The organism is Orrella sp. JC864, from assembly GCF_037026685.1.
Taxonomy (GTDB): Bacteria; Pseudomonadota; Gammaproteobacteria; order Burkholderiales; family Burkholderiaceae_B; genus Orrella.
On the sequence record NZ_JBANET010000004.1, the window covers coordinates 1 to 20,360 of the forward strand.

Genomic DNA, 20,360 nt, shown 5'->3' on the forward strand with positions numbered 1-20,360 from the left:
CGCCCGCCGGCCCCCCCCCCCCCCCCCCCCCCCCCGCCAGTCTGGTCCGCGGGCCGGTACACCCTTGGCTACTTGCGGCGCGCCGGCCAGGCGGCGGGTGCGCCGCCGTCATGGCACGGCGATTGCTATATCCCCGATGCGGGCTGCTGCCCGCCTACAACCGAATATCGCGGGCCTAGGCCCGCCGGGCAACGGCGCCCTGCCTCCGTGGTCATTCGACCGCGAGGGCAGGGCGCCGTTTTTTATGTTGGGGAAAGCACATGTCCAAGCAAGCCACCCGCATCCAGCTGTTCAGCCTGGATGGCGCGCCAATGCGCGCCTTTCACCTGACCTGGCTGGCGTTCTTCATCTGTTTTTTCGCCTGGTTCGCCTGCGCGCCGCTGATGCCGGTGATCGTCAAGGAGTTCGGGCTTACCGCCGGGCAGGTGGCCAACATCAACATTGCCGCGGTCGCGGTGACCATCCTGGTTCGCCTGGTGGTGGGGCCGCTGTGCGACCGGTACGGTCCGCGGCGCGTGTATTCGGTGCTGATGGCGCTGGGCTCGGTGCCGGTGTTCGCGGCGGCCTTCGCCAACGATTACCTGAGCTTCCTGCTGTGCCGGCTGGGCATCGGCGCGATCGGCGCGAGCTTCGTCATCACGCAATATCACACCTCGGTGATGTTCGCCCCCAACGTCGTGGGCACGGCCAACGCCACCACCGCCGGCTGGGGCAATGCCGGGGCTGGCGCGGCGCAGGCCTTGGTGCCGCTGCTGCTGGCCGCCGGCATGATGCTGGGCATGGGCGAATCGATGGCCTGGCGCGCCACGCTGGTGGTGCCCGGGGTGCTGCTGCTGGCGATGTCGGTGCTGTATTGGCGCTATACCCAGGATACCCCCGAGGGCGACCTGGCCGCCGTGCGCGCCAGGGCCGGCGAGCCGCAGGCCGGCAAGGCGGGCAAGGGAGCCAGCTGGCGCAGCTTCGTGGCCGCCTGCCGCAACTACCGGGTGTGGATGCTGTTCGTGACCTATGCCGCATGCTTCGGGGTCGAAGTGTTCATGCACAACATCGCGGCGCTTTATTACGTGCAGCATTTCGAGCTGTCGCTGCGCGAGGCGGGCCTGGCAGCGGGCATTTTTGGTTTGCTGGCGCTGTTTGCCCGCGCCCTGGGCGGCTGGCTGTCCGACCGGCTGGCGGCCCGCGGCGGGCTGCAGGTGCGCGCCTTGCTGCTGTGCGTGCTGATCGCCGCCGAAGGCCTGGGCTTGATCTGGTTCGCGCAGGCCGGCAGCGTGGCGGTCGCGGTGGTGGCCATGGTGCTGTTCGGGCTGTTCACCCACATGGCTTGCGGAGCCACCTATGCGCTGGTGCCTTTCATCGACCGCAAGGCATTGGGCGGCGTGGCGGGCATCGTCGGGGCCGGCGGCAACGTCGGCGCGGTGGCGGCGGGTTTTCTGATGAAAGGTGTCGGCGATATGCGCCAGACGCTGTTGATGCTGGGCGTGCTGGTGACGGTCTCGGCGCTGTGCGCGCTGGCGGTGCGCTTTAGCGCCGAGCATCGCCAGCGCGAGGCGCAATTGCGCGAGCAGGCGCTGGCCGCCAGTGGCAGCGCGTCCTGAGGAGGGCCGGCATGAAGACTGCCTTGTCCAGCGCACAGCCGGCCGCGCAAGGCGAAGGCCGCCAGGCAGGCGCCACGAGCGTCAAGAGCGCCTGTCCCTATTGCGGGGTGGGATGCGGCATGGTGCTGCACGTGCAGGACGCACGCGTGGTCAAGATATCGGGCGATCCCGAGCATCCCAGCAATTTCGGCCGGCTGTGCACCAAGGGGCTGTCGGCGCACGTGCCCTTGCGCAGCACGGGACGGCTGGCCAGCGCCTACGTGCGCGAAGAGCGTCATCGCGATGCCGCGCCCGTGCCCATGCGCGAGGCGATCGCGCACGCCGCGCGGCGGCTGCGCGAGGTGATCGAGCGCCACGGCCCGCAGGCCGTGGCGTTCTATGTGTCGGGCCAGATGTCGCTGGAGGCGCAGTACCTGGCCACCAAGCTGGCCAAGGGCTATGTGCGCACGCCCTACCTGGAATCGAATTCGCGCCTGTGCATGGCCAGCGCCGCAAGTGGCTACAAGCTTTCGTTGGGGGCGGACGGGCCGCCGGGCTCGTACGAGGACTTCGACCACGCCGACCTGTTCCTGGTGATCGGCTCGAACATGGCCGATTGCCATCCCATCCTGTTCCTGCGCATGATGGACCGCGTCAAGGCGGGCGCGCGCCTGATCGTGGTGGACCCGCGCCGCACGGCCACGGCGGACAAGGCCGGCCTGTACCTGCCGATCCGGCCGGGCACGGACCTGGCGCTGCTCAACGGCCTGCTGCACCTGCTGCATGCACAGGGTGACATCGACGCTGATTTCATCGGCGCGCATACCGAAGGCTGGGAGCAGATGCCCGACTTCCTGGCCGACTACGATCCGGCGCGCGTGGCGGCGATCACGGGCCTGCGCGAGCAGGACATCCGCCAGGCGGCCAGCTGGATAGGCGCTTCGCGGGCCTGGATGAGCTGCTGGACCATGGGCCTGAACCAAAGCACGCATGGCACCTGGAGCACCAATGCCTTGTGCAACCTGCATCTGGCGACCGGGCAGATCTGCCGGCCGGGCAGCGGACCGTTTTCGCTCACGGGCCAGCCCAACGCGATGGGCGGGCGCGAGATGGGCTATATGGGAACGGGGCTGCCGGGACAGCGCAGTGCGCTGGATCCGCAGGACCGCGCCTTCGTGGAGGCTGCCTGGGGGCTGCCGGCCGGCACGCTGCGGGCTGACGGCGGGGATGGAACGATAGACCTTTATGCCCGCATGGCGCGCGGCCAGATCAAGGCTTGCTGGATCATCTGCACCAATCCGGTGGCCAGCGTCCCCAATCGCGCGCAGGTGCTCGCCGGACTGGATCGTGCCGAGCTGGTCATCGTGCAGGACGCTTTCCTGGATACCGAAACCGGCCGTCATGCCGACGTGTTGCTGCCCGGCGCCTTGTGGGCCGAAGGCGAGGGCGTGATGGTCAATTCCGAGCGCAGCGTGACGCTGATGCAGCAGGCCGTCGCGCCGCCGGGCCAGGCCATGCCCGATTGGCAGATCATCGCCGAAGTCGCCCGCGAGCTGGGTTATGGACCGGCCTTCGGCCATGCCAGCGCCCAGGAGGTATTCGAGGAGATAAAGGGCTTTGCCAACCCGGCGACGGGCTACGACCTGCGCGGCGCCAGCTACGTGGCCTTGCGCGAAGCGCCGGTGCAGTGGCCTTGCCCGCCGGGCCAGGCCGCGCAGCGCCATCCCATCCGCTATCTGCCTGGCGGGGACGCCTTCGGCAAGCGCGATGGCGAGCCGGTCCGCGGCGCCGGCCCGGTCTTTGCCACGCCCAGCGGGCGGGCGCGCTTTTACGCCCGTGCGCACGCCGAAGCGGCCGAACTGCCGGACGAGGCGTTCCCGATGGTGCTCAATACCGGCAGGCTGCAGCACCAGTGGCACACCATGACCAAGACCGGCAAGGTGGCCATGCTCAACAAGCTCGATCCCGGGCCCTTCGTGCAGATCCATCCGCAGGACGCGGCGGCGATGCGGATCGCCGCTGGCGAAGTGGTGCGCATCCGTTCCCGGCGTGGCGCGGCGGTGCTGCCCGCCGCCATCAGCGACCGCGTGCAGCCGGGCACCTGCTTTGCGCCCATGCACTGGAACGACGTGCACGGCGAGGGCTTGTGCATCAATGCCGTGACCCAGGACGCGGTGGACCCGGTCTCGCTGCAGCCCGAACTGAAGTTCTGCGCCGTGGCGCTCGAGCCCGTTGCCGCGCAGCCGGACGCTGGCGGCCAAGCGGCGGCAGGGGAGACGGCAAGGGAAACGGCAGGGGAAACGGCGGCAGGGGAAGCGGCGGCAGGGGAAGCGGCGGCGGCGCTGCAAGCCTGCGCGCGGCGCCTGGGGCTGGCCGGGTTGCCCGCGCCGGCGTTGGCGCCGGCCGAGCGCCTGTACCTGGCCGGCTTTCTGGAAGGGGCAGGCCGGGGCACGGGCGGCGTGCCGGTGCTGCCCGCGCACGCGCCGGTCGGCGAGCAGGCGCGGCTGTGGCTGGACGGCATGCTGGCGGGGCTGTTCAGCCGCGCGGCGCCGCCGCAGGCCACCGAGCCTTCGCAGGCGCCGCAGGACGGCGCGGCGGTGCGCATCGTGCGCGCGCGGCCCAAGGTCCTGCTGCTATGGGCGTCGCAGACCGGCAACGTCGAGTCGCTGACCGAGCGCTATGCGACCCAGCTGATGGAGTCGGGCTTCGAGATCCGCGTGGCCTGCATGGCCGACACCGATCCGCAAGCCCTGGTGCGCGCCCAGTACGTGCTATGCATGAGCAGCACCTTCGGCGACGGCGAGCCGCCCGACAACGGCCAGTCGTTCTGGCGCGCCCTGGCCGCGGCCGATGCGCCGCGCTTGCGGGAGGTGTGCTTTGCGGTGCTGGCCTTCGGCGACCGCAACTACGAGGATTTCTGCGGCCACGGCCGCCGGCTCGATGCGCGGCTGGCCGAGCTGGGCGCCACGCGCCTGGCCGAGCGGGTCGATTGCGATGCCGACTACCAGAGCGCCGCCGACAGCTGGCTGGGCCAGGCCATCACCGCCATCAAACGCGAGGACGCACGGCGCCACGAGGCGGCGGGCGCAGCGGCAGCGCCCGGCCTGCTGGCCACCAAGGCCCGTCCCGCCGGCACGGCGCTGTCCGAGAACCGGCGGCTCAGCGGTCCCGGCGCGGTCAAGGACACGCGCCATATCGCGCTGCGCCAGGACGGCGACGCGCTGGTCTACGAGCCTGGCGATGCGCTGGGCATCTGGCCGCGCAACTGCCCGGAACTGGTCGGCGAACTGCTGGGCCTGCTGCGCCTGCGCGGCGATACGCCGGTCAAGCTCGAAGGACTGGGCGAAATGCCGCTGCAAGAGGCGCTGGCGCGCCACCTGGACATTACCCGGCCCCATCCCGATACCCTGGCCGCCATCGCGGCGCGCAGCGGCGATACGGCGCTGCGCGGCCTGCTGGCCGATACGCGCCGCGCCGAACTGCGGCAATGGCTGTGGGGCAGGCAGCTGGCCGACGTGCTGCACGAGCATCCGGCCGCCCTGTCGCCCAGCGAACTGGTGGGGGCGCTCAAGCGCTTGCAGCCCAGGCTGTATTCCATTGCCTCCAGTCCGGCGGCCCATCCGGGACAGATCCACCTGACCGTCTCGCCGGTACGCTACCGGCACGGCCGGCATGCCCGCAAGGGCGTGGCTTCGACCTTCCTGGCCGACCGTGCGCAGGACGGCGTGGCGGCCTACGTGCAGCGGTCCGCCCACTTTCGGCCCGCGGCCGACGATACGGCCATGATCATGGTCGGGCCTGGCACGGGCATCGCGCCGTTCCGGGCCTTTCTGCACGACAGGCGCGCGCGCGGCGCGCGCGGGCGCAACTGGCTGTTCTTCGGCGAACAGCACGCGGCCAGCGGCTTTTATTACCAGCAAGAGCTGCAGGCCTTGCAGGGTGAAGGCGTGCTTACCCGGCTGGACCTGGCCTTCTCGCGCGACCAGGCGCACAAGGTCTACGTGCAGGACCGCATGCGCGAGCAGGGCGCCGAGCTGTGGGCCTGGCTGCAGGAGGGCGCCTGCTTCTATGTTTGCGGCGATGCCGCCCGCATGGCCAAGGACGTGGAGGCCGCGCTGACGGACGTGGCCGCCGTGCATGGCGGGCTCGGCCGCGAGCAGGCGCAGGCCTACGTCGCGGAACTGGGCAGGCAGCGCCGCTACCTGCGCGACGTCTATTGACGCCGGCCGGTACCGCACGCCTTCGGCCTGGCCGGGCCTGCGCCAGGGCGCGGGTGATGATGCTGGTCGAGACGTTGTCGACCTTACGCGCAGGAAACCGTCACATCCGGGACATGGCGCCGCGCTACGCTCGGCAAATTTCCCTCGCAGCGCGTCCGCCATGCCTTGCGTTCCTTCTCAAAGCAGCCTGCCTCGCCGGATCGCCCTGGCGGCCTGCCTGGCCCTCGGCTGGGCAGGCACGGCTTGCGCGGCGCCGTCGATCGTGGCCGCCAGCGCGCTGCAGGCACAGGCCAGCGGCGTATTCCTGAATGCCGCGGGCGATGTGCTCACCGCCCGGCATGCCGTGCGCGATTGCGAATCGCTGTTCGTCATCAAGGACGCCGGCGTCTCGCGCGCGGTCGTCAAGGCCCAGGACGAGGCGCTGGACCTGGCGGTGCTGGGCACCACGCTCAAGCCCTACCTGAGCGCCACTTTCGTGCGCGCGGCAGCGGGCAATGCCAGCCAGCCCGTGTTCGCCGAAGCCTACAGCGTCCTGCAGACCATGCCCCAGCGCGCCAGCACCGTCTTTAACGCCATGATCCTGCCCGGCCGGGACGAACTGTCGCTGCTTTCCCCGGTGCAGCCGGGCGCCAGCGGCACGCCCGTGCTGGGCAGCGCGGGCTTGCTGCTGGGCGTGGTCGTCGAGCGGGTGGCCTTGGACGGCAACCCGTCCGGACGCGTGGCGCTGAGCCGCGCGCGGTCCGCGGGGGCCTCCACCGCCACGCGGGTCAAGGCGGTGCCGGCCGAACGCATCAAGGCTTTCCTGCGCGCCCAGGAGGTGGACTTCAGCGAAAGCGACCTGCCGCAGCTCGGGCCCTTGCAGGCGCAGGCGCCGCGGGCGGCCACCCTTTCCGTGGGAATCATTTGCGGATGAATCCGCTTGGACCAGGTGCACAAACAATGAACCCTTCTTCCGCTCCCGGCAACGGGCCCTTTCTTCGAGCACAACGCCGCGCCGGCTGGTGGCGCCGCCTGCGCGGCGCATTGGCCGGGCTGCTGGGCCTGGGGCTGGCGGCTTCGCCGCCGGCTCCGGCGCAGGCGGCCCAGGCCGCGGTGCCGCAGCATTGGATCAGCTATGCGCAGCTTGCCAGCAACCAGTTCCAGGCCTGGTTGAGCGATCCCGAAGACCCCGCGGTGGTGCGCCTGCACGAGCGCCTGCAGCAGCGCATGCTGGAAGAGAACCGGGCGGGCCTGCCCGAGCCGGTGGTGGTGCGGGTATGGGTTGCCGCCAGCGGGCAGGTCGAGCGGGTGGAGTTCAACACCCTGGGCGATGTCCAGGCCGATGCCGACCTGCGCGGCGTGTTGAGCGCGCGGCCCTTGTCCGAGCCGCCGCCCCGCGACATGCGCCAGCCCATGGTGCTGCGGCTGAGGCTGGATGTCGCCACCTAGCGAGCGGCTTGGGCGGTGCTAAGGAAGCGCCGCCCAAACCGCTTGCCCGGCGGCAGCTCGTGACGCAAGGCTAGCGCGGCGGCAGCGGTGCGCTGGGCCGGCTGCTGGCCGGTGGCGGCGGGCGCTGCGCGAAGGCGGAGTTGCCGAAATTGCCGCCCATGCGGTTGGCGGTGGTGGCCGGCGTGGCCAGGCCGGCCTGGTTGGGCGCGCGGCGGGTGATGTCCTGCGAGGACATCGCCGGGTTGGGCCGGTTCGGCGGCACCGCCGGCGCCATCTGCTGGCCCAGGCAATCGTAGGAAACCGAACGGTAGCCGTCGACCTCCACGTCCACGCACGAGGGCACGGGTTTGCCCCCGGATGGCGGGGGCGGCGCCGGCGCGGCCTGCGCGGCGTGCGCAGCCGAAAGCGCGGCGCACAGCTGGGCGATGCCCAGCGACAAGGTCAGTCGCATCGGTGTCTCCATGCCGGGTGAAGCTGCCAGTGTAGTGCGCGCTCCCGCCATTTATATGACCGGTCCGTGTCCTTAAGCCCTCACGCCGGCTCGCCTTGAGCGGCTTTGTCATCTTCGGCCGCTAGCCTCGCAGGGGCGTGACGCGCAAAGTCGGCTCGCGGGGCGGCTTTCTCCCCGCCCCCTGGTGCCCCAGGACTTTTATGAATTTTTTATGACTTCGTGTAGCTGGCCGCGTTTCCAAACGTCTAGTAACAGGCAGATGCGAACGAGGCATCGGATTTCACATTGAGGACTGGGTGCATCCCTATGCAGCAGATTGAGAAAGCAGGCCTGCGATCCTGCGCAAGCGCGGCGGCAGTGGCGATCCTGGCGTTGGGCCTGCACGGCGGGGCGCAGGCGCAGGACGCAGGGCAGGCGCCCGAGGCCGATGCCCGCCGGGTCAACGTCAACGAATACATCGTCCGCGGCAACACCGTGCTGGATGCGGTGGCCATCGAAAACGCCGTCTACCCCTTCCTGGGGCCGGACCGCAGCCTGAGCGACATCGAAGGCGCGCGCGATGCGCTGCAGGCCGTCTATCACGAGCGCGGCTACCAGTCGGTCTATGTCGACCTGCCCGAGCAGCAGGTCACCGGCGGCGTGGTGATCCTGCAGGTGTCCGAGACCAAGGTGGGCCGGGTGCGCGTGGTAGGGGCCCAGTACTATTCACCGCTGGCCATCCGCGACGAGGTGCCGGCCCTGCAAGAGGGCAAGGTGCCCGACTTCAACCAGGCGCAGGCGGAGCTGGCCGGCCTGAACCAGACCGCCAGCCGCCAGGTCATGCCCATCGTGCGCGAGGGCAAGATTCCCGGCACGATGGACGTGGACCTGCGCGTCGAGGACAAGAATCCCTGGACGGCCAGCATCGGCCTGAACAACGACTACAGCGCCGACACCAAGCGCCTGCGCGCCACCGGCACCCTCGGCTACGACAACCTCTGGCAGCGCGGCCACGCCTTCTCGCTCACATTCTTTACCGCGCCGCAGGAGACCGACAACGCCAAGGTGTGGTCGGCCTCGTACACGCTGCCCCTGTCCGACCGCTGGAGCCTGCAGTTCTCGGGCTACAAGTCCGACAGCGACGTGGCCACGGTGGGGGGCACCAACGTGCTGGGCAAGGGCCACTCCATCGGCGCCAGCGTGACCTATACGCTGCCGGCGCAGGGCCCCTGGTACAACTCCTTCACCTTCGGCCTGGACTACAAGGACTTCGACGAGTCGGTGCAGTTCGGCGGCGACAGCGATGACGTGCCGCTCAAGTATGTGCCGTTCTCGCTGGGCTACAACGGCTATCGCTATACCGAAAGCGCGCAAAGCTCCCTGGGCCTGACCGTCACGGCCGCCTCGCGCAGCTTCTTCGACATCGGCAGCAGCTCCGAGGAGTTCGACGACAAGCGCTACCGCGCCAGCCCCAGCTTCGCCGTGCTCAAGGGCGACGCCACGCATTTGCAGACGCTGCCGCGCGATTGGCAGGTCTTCGGGCGTTCGGGCTTCCAGATCGCCTCGGGCGCGCTGGTGTCCAACGAGCAGTTCTCGGCCGGCGGCGCCAGCAGCATTCGCGGCTACCTGGCCGCCGAACGCTCGGCCGACGACGGCCTGCTCGCCTCGATCGAATTGCGCACGCCTTCGCTGGCGCGCTGGCTGGGCCCGCACGTGAACGAATGGCGCTTCTACACCTTCGCGGAATGGGCCACCTTGCGCCTGCGCGATCCCCTGCCCGAGCAGGATGCCAGCTTCGACCTTGCCAGCGTGGGCCTGGGCACGCGCATGCAGGTCCTGCAGTGGCTCTCGGGCAGCCTGGACTGGGGCTATCCGCTCAAGGAAGGTCCCAACACCAAGCGCCACGACCCGCGCCTGAACTTCAACCTTCGCGCCAGCTTTTAACCCCTCTCGGATGACGGATTTCGGAGTACGACAATCATGCAACGCCTATTCACGCTACTGCTGACCCTCGTGGTCAGCGCCTTGCCGGCCGCCGCCCATGCCTGGTGGCAGGCCGATTGGAAATACCGCAAGCAGATCTCGGTCGACACCACGCAGGCTGGCGCGGGCATCAACGACCACATCGGCCGCGTGCCCCTGCTGGTGCGCCTGCACACCGGCAATTTTGTGTTCGACGGCGTGGCCGACAACGGCGCCGACGTGCGCTTCGTGGCCGCCGATGACCGCACCGTGCTCAATCACCAGATCGAAAGCTTCGACCCGCTGCTGGGCATGGCCGTGATCTGGGTCGACGTGCCCGAGGTGGCCGGCGCCCAGCGCCAGGACATCTGGATGTACTACGGCAACGAGGCCGCCCCGTCCACCGCCAACGGCCAACTGACCTTCGATCCCGACTACACGCTGGTCTATCACTTCAATGGCGCCGCCGAGGCGCCCCCGCGCGACAGCACCGGCTACAGCAACCATGCCCAGACGCCGGTCGCCGGCGTGGTCGATGGCGTGATCGGCCGTGCCGCGCAATTTACCGGCGGCGCGCCGCTGATGCTGCCGTCCTCGCCCTCGCTGGCCATCCCGGCCGCGGGCGCGTTCACCTTCAGCGCCTGGGTGCGCGCCGACCAGCCGGCCGGCGAGCAACTGGTCTATGCCCGCCGCGATGCCGGCAATTCGCTGCTGATCGGCCTGGCCAGCGGCGTGCCCTTTGTCGAGGTCAACGGCCAGCGCTCGGCGCCCGGCCAGCCCTTGTCGCCCGCAGCGTGGCAGCACCTGGCCGTGACGGCCGACGGTTCGCAGATCGTCCTCTACGTGAACGGCCGCGCAGCCGCCACCCTGGCTGCCAGCCTGCCGCCCTTGAGCACCGTGGCCGCCATCGGCGGCGACGTGCCGGGCGCCGCGCCGGCAGCGCCGGCAGCCGCCACGCCCGCCGAGGGCCAGGCCGAGGCCAACCCCGAGGCCGCGCCGGCCGCCCCGGCCAGCCCCTATACGCCCTTCATCGGCGCCATCGACGAGATCCGCCTGTCCAAGGTCGCGCGCCCCGCCGCGCTCATCCTGGCCGACGCCACCGCGCAAGGCGCCGAGTCGCGCCTGATCGCGTACGGTGCCGACGAGGAGCAGTCGGGCTTCGGCTTCGGCGGCCTGGGCTTCCTGCTCAACGCCGTGCCTTTCGATGCCTGGGTGGTGCTGGCCGTGCTGTTCGTGATGATGATCCAGTCCTGGCACATCATGATCACCAAGAACCGCCGCGCCCGCCGCATCGAGAAGGCCAACGCCGATTTCCGCACCGTCTTCGCCAAGGTGGGCCAGCGCCTGGAGATGCTTGCCGACGACAGCCGCGTGGCCGCCCAGCTCAAGGATTCCTCGCTGTGGCGCCTGTACGAGGTCGCGGTCAACGAGCTGCGCGTGCGCCGCGAGCAGGGCGCCGACGTGCGCACCATCTCGTCGGCCACCATCGAATCCATCCGCGTGTCCATGGACGCCGTGCGCACCAAGGAGCAGCAACTGCTGGGTGCGCGCATGGGCTCGCTGTCCAACGCCATCGCGGGCGGCCCCTACATCGGCCTGCTGGGCACGGTGCTGGGCATCATGGTGGTGTTCCTGGGTACGGCCATGGCCGGCGACGTGAACATCAACGCGATCGCGCCCGGCATGGCCGCCGCGCTGCTGGCGACCGCCGCCGGCCTGTTCGTCGCCATCCCGGCGCTGTTTGGCTACAACCGCCTGGTCGGCCGCAACAAGGAAATCAACGCCGACATGCGCGTCTTCATGGACGAGTTCATCGCCCGCCTGGCCGAAGTCCACGGCGAATCCGATTACCAGGAAGCCGCGCACAAGGCGCACACGGCCCAGGCCGTGGCGGGCGACACCCTGCCGCCGGCCGCCACGCCCGCGCCCGCCGTCTAAGGAGCAACCGCCATGGCATCCGTATCCAACCTGGATGACGACGACGGCGCCGTCGACGGCATCAACATCACGCCCCTGGTCGATGTGCTCATGGTCGTGCTGGTCATGTTCATCCTGACGGCGACCGCCCAGGTCGCCGGCATCCAGGTGAACCTGCCCAAGGCCAGCTCGACGGTGTCGCTGTCGCAGCCCAAGACCAAGGCCATCTCGATCAACGAGGCCGGCCAGGTCTTCCTGGACGCGTATCCGGTCACCTTGCCCGAGCTGGAGGACCGGCTGCGCACCGAGAAGGCGCTGAACCCGGATTTCCCGGTCATCGTGCGCGGCGACGCCGTCGTGCAGTACCAGAAAGTGGTCGAGGTTCTGGATCTGCTGCGCCGTCTGGAACTGTCGCAGGTCGGTCTGGTGACCGGCAGGGCGACCTGAGTAGGCAAACAACGATTCCGCTATGTCGTCGAACAAACCCGAACCGCCCAAGCAGCACGATCCTTCGCGTTCGTCGCTTGCCGATCTGCTCGAGGAGAAGAAGGCGGACAAGCCTTCGCCCCTGCGTTTCGCCAAGCCGGTGGCCGGCGCGGCCGTGCTCGCCGTGGCCGGCTACTTCCTCTGGCAATGGGCCAACGATATGGCCGGGGTCAAGCGTGACGCGCCGCAGGTGGCGGCCATCATTCCGCTGCCGCCTCCGCCTCCGCCGCCCCCCGAGCCCGAGAAGCCGCCCGAGCCCGAGCCTCCCAAGGAAGAGGAGGTCGTCGAGCCCGAACCCGAGCCCGAGCCCACGCCCGTCGAGGAGCCCACCCCGCAGGACGAGGCCCCGCCTTCGCCCGCGGACGACCTGGCCAACCCGATGCAGATCGACGGCGAGGCCCAGGCCGGCACCGACGCCTTCAACATCGGTGCAGGCAGCGGCGGCGGCATGGCGGGCTCGGGCGGCGGTCGGGTCGGCAACGCCACCTATGGCCAGTACATGTCCTACGTGCTCGGCAAGATCCTGCGCGAGAACGAAGAGACCCGCAACCTGGCTTTCCGCATGCAGGTGCGGATCTGGCTGACGACATCGGGACAGATCTCGCGCGTGGAGCTGGAACGCTCCAGCGGCGATCCCGAGGTCGACGCCAAGGTCATCGCGGCGCTGCGCGCGGTGCCCGCCGTGGATGAACGCCCGCCTGCTTCCGTGGCCATGCCCATCCGGGCGTCCCTTACGGGCCGCCGGCCCACCTAGATACCCGACCGATATCCTTACCGGAGTTCACGATAATGAAACTGCAACCGACCCGACTGGCCAGCGCCCTGGCCGTCGCCATGGTGCTTGCAACGGGCCCGGCTGGCGCGCAGACGCCGGCGCCGTCGGACAATGCCACCATCAACCTGATCCGCCTGCTGGTGCAGCAGGGTGTGCTCAAGCAGGAGCAGGCCGACGCGCTGGTGCGCCAGGCCGAGGCCGAGGCCGCGCAGGCCCGTGGCGGCGCGGCTGCCGCCGGCGCGGGCGCCGGCGCATCGCTGGCGCAGCCCGGCGACGTGCGGGTGCCGTACATCCCCGCCACGGTACGCGCCGAGATCCGCGACGAGGTCAAGCAGGAAGTCATGGCGCAGGCCAAGGCCGAGAACTGGGCCCAGCCCAATACCTTCCCCTCGTGGGTGTCGCGCATCACGGTCGAGGGCGACGTGCGCGTGCGCAACGAGTCGCGCCTGTTCGACAGCGGCAATAGCAACGAGATCATCAATTTCAACCGCTGGAACGACCGCGGGCCGATCATGACGCTGGCCGGCAACCAGCAATACCCCAACGACATTCCGTACCTGAACACGCGAGAGGATCGTCGCAACTTGTGGCGCATCCGCGCCCGGCTCGGCATCAAGGCGCAGATAACCGACAACTGGCTGGCCGGCGTGCGCCTGGCCACGGGCAGCGATGACAGCCCGGTGTCCACTTCCGACACGCTGGGCAACAGCATGGGCAAGAAGGACATCTGGCTGGACCAGGCCTACGTCACCTGGCGCGCCGCCGACTGGGCCAGCGCCACGGCCGGCCGCGCGGCCAATCCCTTCGAGTCCACCGACCTGCTGTACTCGGGCGACCTGAACTTCGACGGCATCTCGGCGGCCTTCCAGCGACCCTTGCCCGGCCGCCCGGTGAACCTGTTCGCCAACGTCGGCGCCTTCGTGCTGGATTACTCGAACAACGAAGGCACCTATTACCAGGAAGAAGGCAAGAGCGAGAACAAGTGGCTGTTCGGCGCACAGATCGGCGCCGACTGGAAGATCGACAACGACAATTCGCTGCGCGGCGCGCTGGCCTACTACCATTTCGACAACATCACGGGCCAGCGCTCCTCGCCCTGCGTGCTGTTGTCCAGCGGCGACGTCTGCAGCACCGACTGGTCGCGTCCCTCGTTCATGCAGAAGGGCAATACCTTGTTCCTGCTGCGCGATATCGTCCATAACTCGCCCGACATGGACAACTGGAACGAATGGCACTACGTTGGCCTGGCTTCCAAGTTCAACCTGCTGGACGTGAACCTGCGCTGGGATACCCGCGTGTTCAACGGCATGGGCCTGCGCCTGGCGGGCAACTACGTGCGCAACCTGGCCTACAACAACCGCAAGATGGTCAACCGCGCCGGCGGCCTGGATAACGTCGCGACGAACGTGGAGTTCGACAGCACGGATCCGAACAATCCGGTCGCCACGGGCGTCAAGAGCGGCGCCAATGCCTGGATGCTGCAGGCCACGCTGGGCAACGGCTTCGGCTTGCGCGACAAGGGCGACTGGATGGCCTTCGTGGGCTACAAGTACATCCAGCCGGACGCCATGCCCGACGCCTACAACGACTCCACCTTCCATCTGGGCGGCACCAACGCGCAGGGCTACTACCTGGGCGGCGGCTACGCGATCGACAAGAACATCTTCGCGCAGCTGCGCTGGAGCAGCTCGAAGGAGATCTACGGCGCGCCGCTGTCGATCGACGTCCTGCAGTTCGAAGTCAACGCACGGTTCTGACATCATGATGACGCGAAAATCTCAGCCTACCGGCCTGCGTCCGGCGTCCAAGTGTTCCGGACCCGCCTGGCGCCAGCCCGCGCTGCGCCAGGCGGCCTGGGCGCTCAAGGCCACGGCCGCGGCCATGGCCGCCTTGCTGGCGACGCATCCGGCGCATGGCCAAAGCATGGAAGAGCGCTTGCGCACGCAGCTGCGCGCCACGACGCAGCAGCTGCAGCAATTGCAGAGCGAGCAGGCGCAGACCAACGCCGCGCGCGCCGCCGCCGAGGCGCAGCGCGATGCGGCCCAGAAAGAGCTCGAGCAGCTGCGCGCGCAGCTGGGCAAGGCCCAAGGGCAGGCCGAGCAGCTTGCCCAGCAGCAGGATGCCGTGCTGGCCAGCGCCAATTCGCAGATCGCCGCCGCCCATACGCAGCTGGGCAAGTTCAAGGACGCCTACGACGAACTGCTGGCCATGGCGCGCGCGCGCGAAGCCGAGCGCGTGCAGCTGGGCGCCTCGCTCAAGGAGCGCGACGAGCAGCTGCAGACCTGCATGGCCAAGAACGAGGAGCTGTATGCCGCCGGCAAGGAAGTGCTGGCCGCCTACGAGTCGTTCAGCACCGCCGACCTGATCGCCCTGCGCCAGCCTTTTTCGCAGAAGGCCCGCGTGATGTTCGATGAGAAGGCGCAGGCCTACGGCGACAAGCTCTATGACGGCAAATACGACCCGCGCATGACGCCGCAAACCGGCTCGCAAGCGGCACAGCAATGACCTGCGCGCCTGCCGGCAAGCCGCTCCATCCGGGGCGGCGCCGGCGGCGCCCGACCCTTACGGAAACGACATGACCGAAACCACGCTGATTCAATCCATTGGTCCCGCCCGCCTGCAGGAACTGCTGCAAAGCGTAGGCTACCGAGTCACCTTGTCCGAGCAGAACGGCCTGGTGCAGCTGCTCAGCGCCACCCAGGGCATCGGCTTTGCGGTGCGCATGGGCAACCCCGCCCAGCAGCAGGGCGAGTTCGTCGACTACACGCTCAGCTGCGCGCTGCGCGTGCAGGGCGAACTGCCCGCCGGGCTGGTCGAGAACTGGAACGTCGCCAAGCGCTTTGCCCGGCTGACCCAGCAGGGCGTGTTCCTGGTCCTGGAGATGGACGTGATCCTGGCCGGCGGCGTCAGCGAAAACTACCTGCGCGCCACGACCGAGCTGTGGGACCGTCTGCTGCAGGAGTTCGTCCTGTTCCTGCGCCAGTACGCCGCCCAGGCGGCGCAGCAGGCCGGACAGGCTGCCGAGGGCGATGCTGCGGCGGCCGATGACGCGGCGACCGAGACCGGCGCCACGGCCGGCGAGACCGAAGTGGCGGCCGCCGAGGCCGGCAAGGCCTGATAGGGCCGGCCGCAACGGTGCGACATCATCAGGAGTCATACGAAGTGACCGACAAAGCCATGCCGCGCACGCTGCGCACCCTGGGAGCCCTGGCGGTCATGCTGGCGGCGGCCGCCTGCGACAAGGGCAGCCAGGCCCAGACCGAGGTTCCTGCCAAGGCGCCCGCCGCCGCGGCGCCGGCCACGGCCCAGCCCTCGGCAGCCACCCAGGATCCGCCGCTGGCGACGCTGGGCGCCGTCAGCGTGCCGCGCAGCGAGATCGAGAACCTGCTGCGCGCCTTGCCGCCGGCGCAGCGCGAGCAGTTGCAGGCCGACCGCAGCGAACTGGATCGCATCATCCGAGCCCGGCTGGCCGAGAAGGCGCTGGTGGCCGAGGCCCGGGCCCAGGGCTGGAACGAACGCGAGGCGGTCCGCCGGGCGCTCGAGGCGGCGCAGGAGCAAGTGCTGCTGCGCAGCTACCTGGACTCGGTCAGCGAGCCGCCCGACAGCTATCCCTCCGAGGCCGAGTTGCAGGCGGCCTACGAACAGAACAAGGACCGTTTCGTTCAGCCTGCGAGCTACCGCATCAGCCAGATCTTCCTGGCGGCGCCGTATGGCGATGCCGAGGCGGTGGCGCAGGCGCGCAAGCAGGCCGCCGATCTTGCCAGGCGCGCCAATGCGCCCAAGGCGGATTTTGCCGCCCTGGCCAAGGAGCATTCGCAAGATGCCGCCTCGGCTGCACGCGGGGGCGACAACGGCTTCGTGCCGCTGCCCCAGCTGGTGCCCGAGCTGCGCGGCATCGTGCAGGGCATGAAGGTCGGCCAGGTGAGCGACCCGGTGCAGCTGCCCGCCGGCTTTCACATCCTGAAGCTGGTGGACGTGCGCGAAGCGCGTACCGCGCCCTTGACCGAAGTGCAGGTGCAGTTGCGCAACGCCTTGCGCGCCCAGCGGCAGGAGCAGGCCGCCCGCGCTTATCTGGAGGGACTGGTCAATGCAGGTACAGTCAGTATCGACGGCAAGGCAGTCAATGCGGCCTTCGAGGCGGTCAAGTAGCGTACTGCAGGCCGTGGCGGCGCCCGAGCGCAATGTGCGCGAGGCCTTGAACGCCCGGGTGCGCGATACCTTGGGCCGCGCGCGTGTCCCGCGCTCGGCCGAGGCGGCGCCGGTGCTGCTGCACTGCCTGCGCCAGACGCTGCCCTACCAGTGCGCGCTCGACAGCCTGGTGCCGGAGCTGCGGCGCGACTATGCGCAGCAAGGCGCCAAGACCGGCGTGATGCCCAAGCGCGAAGAGGCGGCCGCGCTGTACCGCTTGCTGCGCATGGTATGGCTGGCCGAGATGGTGTTTGGCGACATGACGCTGGCCTGCGACTGGCTCAGCGAGCCCAAGGCGCGCTTGCACGGCCATCCGCCCGCCCTGCAGATGCATGGGGCGCGCGAAGCCGGCGCCATCGAGCGCTGGCTGGTGGACATCGACGAAGGCAACGGGCCATGATGATGACCTTGTGGCGACTGAGCAACGGCAGCAGCCTGGCTGGCGGCGCTCATCCGGGCGGACGCTGGGTGTGCGCGGGGGCCAACGTCGTCTTGCTGGATGCCACGCCGCTGGCGGCGATCTGCGCACGCCTGGCACTGGCCGAGGCCGAGCACCCGCGCCGGCTGCCGCGCGGCTACCAGCTGCTGGAGGTGAAGGTGCCCAGGCGCGGCGTGCTGCGGCGTGCCGCGCCCGGCAACTGGCGGTCCGACATCGCCGTCTCGCGCGAATTCGGCCAGAACTGGTTCGACTCGGGCGCATCGCTGCTGCTGGAGGTGCCGGGTTTGTCCGGCGCGCCGCAGTACTTGCTCAATTGCAGCCACCCGGACCTGGCCCGCTGCAAGGTCATCTCCAGCAGCCAGGCCCCGTTCAGCCCGCATACGGATGCGCTGGCGGGCATGTTCGACGAGCAGCGCGACTGGCTGGCCAAGCCGCCGGTGGTGGACCGGGCCTGAAAGATAGAGGGCGCATCGCAAGCGGCTGGCGTGACGGGCTGTCATACCGTATTCATCTAGATTTCACTATTCCTTCCTACAATGGCGTCCGTCTCCCGCCAGTGGCACCCGTCGCTGGCTCTCGTCCTTTTCGGCGGCCGCGCATGGATGCTTTCCAGGTTCCCTATCTGCCGCATGGTGGCATTGGCTCGTGCGTGCGGCGGTTTGGTTGATGGCGGCGCTTCTGAGTGCGACCTGGCCCCTCTGGGCGGCGCAGGGAGGTCTCGAGCGCGTGCATCTGGCCGCGCCCGCCGCGCCGGGCCGGGCCGACCCGCCTCATACGTTTGCCTTGCCCAGCCAGCCCTTGCACCAGGCCTTGCAGCAGTACAGCCGCCAGACGCGCCTATCGGTGTTTTACGAGACGACCTTGGTGGCGGGCAAGCATTCCCGTCCTGTGCAAGGTGTTTACACCGCACCGGCCGCGCTGGCGGAGCTGCTGGCCGATACGGCGCTGGCGGCCCGCTTCACGTCGCAGCGAACCATCGTGCTCACTGCCGAGCCGGCGGTTGCCCGCATGACCAAGAAGCCGCCCGAACCCGCAGCGTTGCAGCAGTTCGACGCGGTGTTGCGCGCGCGTATCGCGCACGCGCTGTGTGCCCGGCCCGGCCTTGAACTGGGCGCGCACCGCATGGCTCTGCGTGTCTGGGTGGACCGCGACGGGCGTATCGGCCCCTTGCAGGTCCGCGTTGCCGGGCGGCCGCAATTGGAAGCCGGCGCTTACGCGGCGCTGGCGGGCCTGCCCGTGGGGCGTCTGCCATCGGGAGCCGCCGAACCGGCGGTCATGGTGGTGACGCCCGAAACCGTACGCCGTCACGGAGGCTGTCCATGAGCGGCGGCGGCCTGGCACGGTTGAGCGCACTGCTTGTCGAACGCTACGATGCGCTGCGCAATCAGGTCGCGCGTCGCCTGGGCGCCTCGGGCGACATGGCGGCCGATGCTTTGCACGAGGCCTACGTGCGCCTGGCCGGACGGGACGATCTGGACACGGTGCGCCATCCGCAAACCTATCTGGTCAATACGGCGGTGCATGCAGCCATCGACCAGCTGCGCAGCGATGTGCGCCTGGTCAGCGGCGAGGAAATCAACGAACTGTTCGATTTGCCCGATGAGTGCGCCGACCCGGCGCGCATGGTGCAGAACCGGCGCGAGATGGACAGGATGATGACTGTGCTGGCGCAACTGCCGCCGCGCCAGCGAGCCCTGTTGGTGGACTCGCGGGTGCATGGCACGCCGCGCAGCGAGCTGGCGCGGCGCTGGGGCATTTCCGTTACCTTGGTGGGCCGTGAGATCCAGGCGGCTCATCGGCACTGCGCACGCGCGCTGGAGGATCTCGAAGAGGGTGGGGAGGCCGGCAAGCATGCCTAGCACATCCGGCATGGCCAGGCCTGACCGCAGGCTTCTCGATCAGGCGCATGATTGGGCCAGCATCCTGGGGTCGGGACAGGCGACGCGCCAGGACGTCGAAGCTTTCCGCCGCTGGCGCGCGCAGGGCGCCGCCCATGAAGCCGCTTGGCGGCAAGCCAGCATTGCGTGGCGCAAGATGGAGTCCGTGGCCCGCACCTTCGAGGCCGAATATCCGGCCATGCTGCCGGCGCCCGGTGCCGGCACCGCAGCCTCCGTCCGGTCCAGCCGCCGGCGGTTCCTGGGGGCGGCCTTGTCCGTAGGCGGCGCGGCGGCGGGCGTGGTCGCATTGGTGCATCCGCCGCTGGGCCTGTGGCCAGCCTGGTCGGCATGGCGGGCCGACTATCGCACGGCGGTGGGCGAGCAACGCCAGATCGCGCTTGCCGGCCGCGTCACGGTCTCGCTCAACACCCAGACCCGCATCGCCTTGCGGCGTGATGGCGGGCGCGAAGACATCGAATTGCTGGCCGGCGAGGCGGCGGTCTCGGTGCCGCAAGGCCAATGCCAGGTACTGGCCGGTGACCTGCGGATACACATGGTGGGCGCCGATGTCGAGGTACGCAGGCTGGCGGCCGGACGGGTGCGCGTGCGATGCCGCGAGGGTGCCGCCGAGCTGAGCCATCCGGGCGGGCAGGCCAGGCTGGCTGCCGGCCATGAAATGCGCTATGAGCGGGGCAGCCTGGGCGTCGCCGAGCCGTTTGCCGCCGATGCTGCCGATTGGCGCCAGGGCATGGTGGTATTTCATGATCTGCCCTTGGACCAGGCGGTGGAGGAAATCAACCGCTATCGGCCCGGGCGGGTGGTGCTGCTCAATTCCGCCTTGGCCGGCCGGCGTTTCAGCGCCAGCGTCGAGATTGCCGAGTTGGACGGCATCATTGATCAGCTGCAAGCCATCCACCGGATCACGGTGCATCGGGTCGGCGATTTTGTGTTCCTGAGCTAAGACCGGCTGCGGCTTGCCTTGCCCCGGTCCGCTAGGGTCCTTCGGCTGTCAAAAAAAATTCATGCGCCTGGCTGTTGCAGCTTTCCAGGCTCAAACGACTAAT

The 20,360-nt window shown here is 69.3% G+C and carries 18 protein-coding genes; 17 read left to right on the forward strand and 1 reads right to left on the reverse strand.

Annotation, left to right across the window (positions count from 1 at the left end):
• Positions 1–260 precede the first annotated feature (260 nt).
• The 4 genes from V8Z80_RS04920 (at position 261) to V8Z80_RS04935 (ending at position 7,222) form a co-directional block, all read left to right on the forward strand.
• Entirely contained in the window at positions 261–1,595 is a 1,335-nt protein-coding gene (locus V8Z80_RS04920) for an MFS transporter (RefSeq protein ID WP_336061209.1), read from the forward strand.
• A gap of 11 nt (positions 1,596–1,606) precedes the next feature.
• Entirely contained in the window at positions 1,607–5,794 is a 4,188-nt protein-coding gene (locus V8Z80_RS04925) for a bifunctional nitrate reductase/sulfite reductase flavoprotein subunit alpha (RefSeq protein WP_336061211.1), read from the forward strand.
• A gap of 160 nt (positions 5,795–5,954) precedes the next feature.
• Positions 5,955–6,707, forward strand: a complete 753-nt coding sequence (locus V8Z80_RS04930; protein ID WP_336061212.1) for a S1 family peptidase — start codon at positions 5,955–5,957, stop codon at positions 6,705–6,707.
• Between the two features lie 26 nt (positions 6,708–6,733).
• Positions 6,734–7,222 carry a YbaB/EbfC family DNA-binding protein gene (locus V8Z80_RS04935; RefSeq protein ID WP_336061213.1) on the forward strand — a complete coding sequence of 163 codons (489 nt, stop codon included), beginning with the start codon at positions 6,734–6,736 and terminating at the stop codon, positions 7,220–7,222.
• A gap of 70 nt (positions 7,223–7,292) precedes the next feature.
• Here V8Z80_RS04935 and V8Z80_RS04940 read toward each other — a convergent pair whose 3' ends face one another.
• A complete protein-coding gene (locus V8Z80_RS04940) occupies positions 7,293–7,673 on the reverse strand; it encodes a hypothetical protein (RefSeq protein WP_155194153.1) in 381 nt (126 codons plus the stop codon).
• A 306-nt stretch (positions 7,674–7,979) separates the two neighbouring features.
• On the opposite strand from V8Z80_RS04940, the gene V8Z80_RS04945 reads away from it, so the two are divergent.
• The 13 genes from V8Z80_RS04945 (at position 7,980) to V8Z80_RS05005 (ending at position 20,257) form a co-directional block, all read left to right on the forward strand.
• Positions 7,980–9,596: a ShlB/FhaC/HecB family hemolysin secretion/activation protein gene (locus V8Z80_RS04945; protein WP_336061214.1), complete on the forward strand. Its 1,617-nt coding sequence runs from the start codon at positions 7,980–7,982 to the stop codon at positions 9,594–9,596.
• Positions 9,597–9,632: 36 nt separating this feature from the next.
• Positions 9,633–11,552, forward strand: a complete 1,920-nt coding sequence (locus V8Z80_RS04950; protein ID WP_336061215.1) for a DUF2341 domain-containing protein — start codon at positions 9,633–9,635, stop codon at positions 11,550–11,552.
• Positions 11,553–11,564: 12 nt separating this feature from the next.
• Positions 11,565–11,978: an ExbD/TolR family protein gene (locus V8Z80_RS04955; RefSeq protein WP_336061217.1), complete on the forward strand. Its 414-nt coding sequence runs from the start codon at positions 11,565–11,567 to the stop codon at positions 11,976–11,978.
• A gap of 22 nt (positions 11,979–12,000) precedes the next feature.
• Positions 12,001–12,771 (forward strand): TonB family protein, encoded by a 771-nt coding sequence (locus tag V8Z80_RS04960; RefSeq protein WP_155194159.1) that lies wholly within the window; start codon positions 12,001–12,003, stop codon positions 12,769–12,771.
• Between the two features lie 35 nt (positions 12,772–12,806).
• On the forward strand, positions 12,807–14,549 hold the full coding sequence (locus V8Z80_RS04965; RefSeq protein WP_336061219.1) for a putative porin: 1,743 nt from the start codon (positions 12,807–12,809) through the stop codon (positions 14,547–14,549).
• 4 nt (positions 14,550–14,553) lie between these two features.
• Entirely contained in the window at positions 14,554–15,297 is a 744-nt protein-coding gene (locus tag V8Z80_RS04970) for a DNA repair protein (RefSeq protein ID WP_336061221.1), read from the forward strand.
• A gap of 70 nt (positions 15,298–15,367) precedes the next feature.
• The gene (locus tag V8Z80_RS04975; RefSeq protein ID WP_336061223.1) at positions 15,368–15,910 is read left to right on the forward strand and encodes a YbjN domain-containing protein; all 543 of its coding nucleotides are present in this window, start codon (positions 15,368–15,370) and stop codon (positions 15,908–15,910) included.
• Positions 15,911–15,954: 44 nt separating this feature from the next.
• Positions 15,955–16,941, forward strand: a complete 987-nt coding sequence (locus tag V8Z80_RS04980) for a peptidylprolyl isomerase (RefSeq protein WP_336061224.1) — start codon at positions 15,955–15,957, stop codon at positions 16,939–16,941.
• The gene (locus tag V8Z80_RS04985; RefSeq protein WP_336061226.1) at positions 16,916–17,380 is read left to right on the forward strand and encodes an MbcA/ParS/Xre antitoxin family protein; all 465 of its coding nucleotides are present in this window, start codon (positions 16,916–16,918) and stop codon (positions 17,378–17,380) included. Before V8Z80_RS04980 ends, V8Z80_RS04985 begins: the two co-directional genes overlap by 26 nt.
• Complete coding sequence (locus V8Z80_RS04990; protein WP_336061227.1) at positions 17,377–17,874, forward strand: RES family NAD+ phosphorylase; 498 nt, start codon at positions 17,377–17,379, stop codon at positions 17,872–17,874. Before V8Z80_RS04985 ends, V8Z80_RS04990 begins: the two co-directional genes overlap by 4 nt.
• Positions 17,875–18,085: 211 nt before the next feature.
• Positions 18,086–18,742, forward strand: a complete 657-nt coding sequence (locus V8Z80_RS04995) for a secretin and TonB N-terminal domain-containing protein (RefSeq protein ID WP_155194163.1) — start codon at positions 18,086–18,088, stop codon at positions 18,740–18,742.
• Positions 18,739–19,278, forward strand: a complete 540-nt coding sequence (locus V8Z80_RS05000) for an RNA polymerase sigma factor (protein ID WP_155194164.1) — start codon at positions 18,739–18,741, stop codon at positions 19,276–19,278. Before V8Z80_RS04995 ends, V8Z80_RS05000 begins: the two co-directional genes overlap by 4 nt.
• Positions 19,271–20,257 carry a FecR domain-containing protein gene (locus V8Z80_RS05005; RefSeq protein ID WP_155194166.1) on the forward strand — a complete coding sequence of 329 codons (987 nt, stop codon included), beginning with the start codon at positions 19,271–19,273 and terminating at the stop codon, positions 20,255–20,257. The genes V8Z80_RS05000 and V8Z80_RS05005 overlap by 8 nt, the downstream gene beginning before the upstream one ends.
• Positions 20,258–20,360: the final 103 nt, after the last annotated feature.

Bases quoted from the DNA above. Each gene is read 5' to 3' on its own strand.
- V8Z80_RS05005 (WP_155194166.1), top strand. From the start codon at position 19,271: ATGCCTAGCACATCCGGCATGGCCAGGCCTGACCGCAGGCTTCTCGAT.
- V8Z80_RS04975 (WP_336061223.1), top strand. From the start codon at position 15,368: ATGACCGAAACCACGCTGATTCAATCCATTGGTCCCGCCCGCCTGCAG.
- V8Z80_RS04995 (WP_155194163.1), top strand. From the start codon at position 18,086: ATGGCGGCGCTTCTGAGTGCGACCTGGCCCCTCTGGGCGGCGCAGGGA.
- V8Z80_RS04930 (WP_336061212.1), top strand. From the start codon at position 5,955: ATGCCTTGCGTTCCTTCTCAAAGCAGCCTGCCTCGCCGGATCGCCCTG.
- V8Z80_RS04970 (WP_336061221.1), top strand. From the start codon at position 14,554: ATGATGACGCGAAAATCTCAGCCTACCGGCCTGCGTCCGGCGTCCAAG.
- V8Z80_RS05000 (WP_155194164.1), top strand. From the start codon at position 18,739: ATGAGCGGCGGCGGCCTGGCACGGTTGAGCGCACTGCTTGTCGAACGC.
- V8Z80_RS04965 (WP_336061219.1), top strand. From the start codon at position 12,807: ATGAAACTGCAACCGACCCGACTGGCCAGCGCCCTGGCCGTCGCCATG.
- V8Z80_RS04935 (WP_336061213.1), top strand. From the start codon at position 6,734: ATGAACCCTTCTTCCGCTCCCGGCAACGGGCCCTTTCTTCGAGCACAA.
- V8Z80_RS04945 (WP_336061214.1), top strand. From the start codon at position 7,980: ATGCAGCAGATTGAGAAAGCAGGCCTGCGATCCTGCGCAAGCGCGGCG.
- V8Z80_RS04985 (WP_336061226.1), top strand. From the start codon at position 16,916: ATGCGGCCTTCGAGGCGGTCAAGTAGCGTACTGCAGGCCGTGGCGGCG.
- V8Z80_RS04920 (WP_336061209.1), top strand. From the start codon at position 261: ATGTCCAAGCAAGCCACCCGCATCCAGCTGTTCAGCCTGGATGGCGCG.
- V8Z80_RS04925 (WP_336061211.1), top strand. From the start codon at position 1,607: ATGAAGACTGCCTTGTCCAGCGCACAGCCGGCCGCGCAAGGCGAAGGC.
- V8Z80_RS04990 (WP_336061227.1), top strand. From the start codon at position 17,377: ATGATGATGACCTTGTGGCGACTGAGCAACGGCAGCAGCCTGGCTGGC.
- V8Z80_RS04940 (WP_155194153.1), bottom strand. From the start codon at position 7,673: ATGCGACTGACCTTGTCGCTGGGCATCGCCCAGCTGTGCGCCGCGCTT.
- V8Z80_RS04950 (WP_336061215.1), top strand. From the start codon at position 9,633: ATGCAACGCCTATTCACGCTACTGCTGACCCTCGTGGTCAGCGCCTTG.
- V8Z80_RS04960 (WP_155194159.1), top strand. From the start codon at position 12,001: ATGTCGTCGAACAAACCCGAACCGCCCAAGCAGCACGATCCTTCGCGT.
- V8Z80_RS04955 (WP_336061217.1), top strand. From the start codon at position 11,565: ATGGCATCCGTATCCAACCTGGATGACGACGACGGCGCCGTCGACGGC.